The organism is Trebonia sp. (assembly GCF_049794275.1).
Taxonomy (GTDB): Bacteria; Actinomycetota; Actinomycetes; order Streptosporangiales; family Streptosporangiaceae; genus Trebonia.
The window spans coordinates 1-2,499 of record NZ_JBARCR010000483.1; the positions used below are offsets into that span (position 1 = coordinate 1).

At 70.9% G+C, this 2,499-nt stretch carries 4 protein-coding genes; 3 read left to right on the forward strand and 1 reads right to left on the reverse strand.

Annotated elements, in window-relative coordinates:
• The first annotated feature begins 57 nt into the window (after window positions 1-57).
• The 3 genes from trxA (at window position 58) to WA805_RS13230 (ending at window position 1,152) form a co-directional block, all read left to right on the forward strand.
• A complete protein-coding gene (trxA, locus tag WA805_RS13220) occupies window positions 58-432 on the forward strand; it encodes a thioredoxin (RefSeq protein WP_422326724.1) in 375 nt (124 codons plus the stop codon).
• A 71-nt stretch (window positions 433-503) separates the two neighbouring features.
• Window positions 504-767, forward strand: coding sequence for a metal-sensitive transcriptional regulator (locus WA805_RS13225; protein WP_422276016.1), 264 nt, complete (start codon window positions 504-506; stop codon window positions 765-767).
• Window positions 768-777: 10 nt separating this feature from the next.
• On the forward strand, window positions 778-1,152 hold the full coding sequence (locus WA805_RS13230) for a VOC family protein (protein WP_422276018.1): 375 nt from the start codon (window positions 778-780) through the stop codon (window positions 1,150-1,152).
• 28 nt (window positions 1,153-1,180) lie between these two features.
• Here the strand turns inward: WA805_RS13230 and WA805_RS13235 are convergent.
• A partial coding sequence (locus WA805_RS13235) for a PQQ-binding-like beta-propeller repeat protein (RefSeq protein ID WP_425242475.1) occupies window positions 1,181-2,499 on the reverse strand: 1,319 nt, incomplete at its 5' end.

A 2,499-nucleotide genomic window follows, 5' to 3' on the forward strand; every position in this document is an offset into this window, starting at 1 on the left:
CCGCGTGTTATACCCCCATGGGTATTGTTCGGTACCGCGAAGCCAGAGGGGTGAAAGATGAGTACCGTCGCGCTGACTGAGGACACCTTCGAGGACACGGTCATCCAGCCGGGGATAACGCTGGTCGACTGGTGGGCGTCCTGGTGCGGGCCGTGCCGGATGTTCGCGCCGGTCTTCGACGCCGCAAGCGACACGCATGAGGACATCACGTTCGCCAAGGTCGACACCGAGGACCAGCCCGCGCTGGCCGGGGCCGCGCGGATCACCTCGATCCCGACGCTGATGGCCTTCCGCGATGGAATCCTGGTGTTCTCCCAGCCCGGCGCGCTGCCCGCGGCCGCGCTCGAGCAGCTCGTCCAGGCGGTCAGGGACCTCGACATGGACGAGGTCCGCGACAAGATAGCGCAGCAGGAGACGGCCGCAGGCCAGTGAGCCGCGGGGCTCAGCCTATACCCCGGCGGGTATAGTTCAGGTTGCTGCAAAACCTGACCCGGGGAGCCGAGATGGACCTGGATAGCGAGACGATGGCTAGCGTGATCCGGCGGCTCCGGCGGGCCCAGGGCCAGATCGGCGGCGTGATCAAGATGATCGAGGACGGCCGCGACTGCGCGGACGTGGTGACGCAGCTCTCGGCGGCGTCCCGGGCGCTCGACCGGGCGGGGTTCAAGATCATCGCGGACGGCCTGCGGCAGTGCCTGGCCGACACCAACGGCACGGCCGACGCCGACCGCGCGCAGCTGGAGCGGCTCTTCCTCTCCCTCGCCTGAACGGGCTGTCATGCCCGCCGCGCTGCGCTGCGAGATCTTTCCCGCGGACCTGGACGCCACGGTGGCCTTCTACGTCTCCGTGCTCGGCTTCGAGCTGGTCCGCGATGAGCGAGACCAGCCGTCGACATACGTCGCGCTGGCGCGGGACACGGTGCTGGTGGGCGCCGCCGCCCGGCCAGAGGTTCCCGACCGCGGCCAGCGGCGCCCCGTGACCGGGGTCGAGCTGGTGCTCGAGGTCGACGACCTCGACGAGGAGTACGCTCGCGTGACCGCGACCGGGTGGCCGCTGGCCGAGGACCTCGCCGGCCGGCCGTGGGGACTGCGCGACTTCCGGCTGCTCGACCCGAGCGGCTACTACTGGCGGGTCACCGGCCGGGCGGCGTGAGCGCCGTTGGTCAGGCGGTTAAACGGACTCAGGAGGTCCGGACGTAGGCCATGCCGGTGAGGGTGGGGACGAGCACCAGGCTGCCGTAGATCGCCGGTGTGGCGAAGCGGCTGGTCTCGCCGACGGATACCTGCTGAAGCGTCTGCCCGGTCGCCGGGTCGAGGGCGTGCAGCACTCCACCGGACTGGTCGAGCGCCCAGACGCGACCCCCGCCGACTACGGGCGAGCCGGCGATCTGGCCGGACGCGTGCCAGAGCACGTGCAGGTGCCCCGCGGAGTCGACGCGCACCGCGCGCAAGCCGTCCGTGCATGGCAGGTAGACGACGCTGCCGTCGACCGCGGCACCGCCGTAGGGGAGGCACACGTCCGTCGCCGAGACCTGCCCGCCGATACCGCCGAGATGCCCCTGCCGCAGCACGTACACCGGCCCCGACTTGCCGCCGAGCAGCGCCCACTTCGCGCCGACCAGGGCCACTCCCTGCGATCCGAGGCCAACGTCACCCTCGGTGTTCTGCGCCCAGTCGGAGGGCGCGAACGAGTCGAGCAGCTTACCCGACGAGCTCAGTTCGAGCACCGAGTTGGTGTGGTCATAGGCGGCCCCGGGGAAGCTCGACCCGTTCGCGGAGACGACGTAGAGGTGCCCGGCGGCGTCCACTGTCGGCCCGGCCGGATTCCAGATGCCGCCCTGCCGTCTGGTGGACGGGTCGAACATGACCGGGTCCCCGGTGCCGTCGAGCCGGACGCCTACGACGCGGCCCTTGTAGTTGGAACAGTCGCCGAACTCGGCGCCGAACGACACCCAGACCCGCCCGCCGGAGATAGCCAGCGCCCCGCGCTGCTGCATCGCCGCCGGCGTCGGCCCCGGCAGGTCGATGTCCTTGCGCCAGCGGACCTTGCCTGTGTGCAGGTCCAGCGCGATCAGGTCGTGCCCGACCGTCCGGCCGTGCTCCGCGGCGAGATACACCTCTCCGGTCTGCGCGCTGTAGACCGGAGTGCCGGTGATGCCCAGCGGGTCGATGTTGCCGCACGGCCGCTCGTAGGCGGGTGACGGGGTACTGACGCTAACGTGCCAGAGCTGGTTGCCTCGCGCGTCGAAGCCGTAGACCGAGTCGTTCTCGGTTGCTACCACCATCACGCCGTCGACCGCGATCGGCGACGCGTACACGGCGCCGTCCAGCTTGACTGTCTTGATGACCTTCAGTGCGCCGCTCACGTCTGGCATGGCCTGCGACACGCCGTCGTGCGCGGGATCGCCGTGGTACATCGGCCAGTCAGGCGCGGGGCCCGCGGCGCCGCTCGCGGACGTCGCCGGGGCCGGCGCGGACGGTGCCGCTGTCAGCGGTGGCG

Bases quoted from the DNA above. Each gene is read 5' to 3' on its own strand.
- trxA (WP_422326724.1), top strand. From the start codon at position 58: ATGAGTACCGTCGCGCTGACTGAGGACACCTTCGAGGACACGGTCATC.
- WA805_RS13225 (WP_422276016.1), top strand. From the start codon at position 504: ATGGACCTGGATAGCGAGACGATGGCTAGCGTGATCCGGCGGCTCCGG.
- WA805_RS13230 (WP_422276018.1), top strand. From the start codon at position 778: ATGCCCGCCGCGCTGCGCTGCGAGATCTTTCCCGCGGACCTGGACGCC.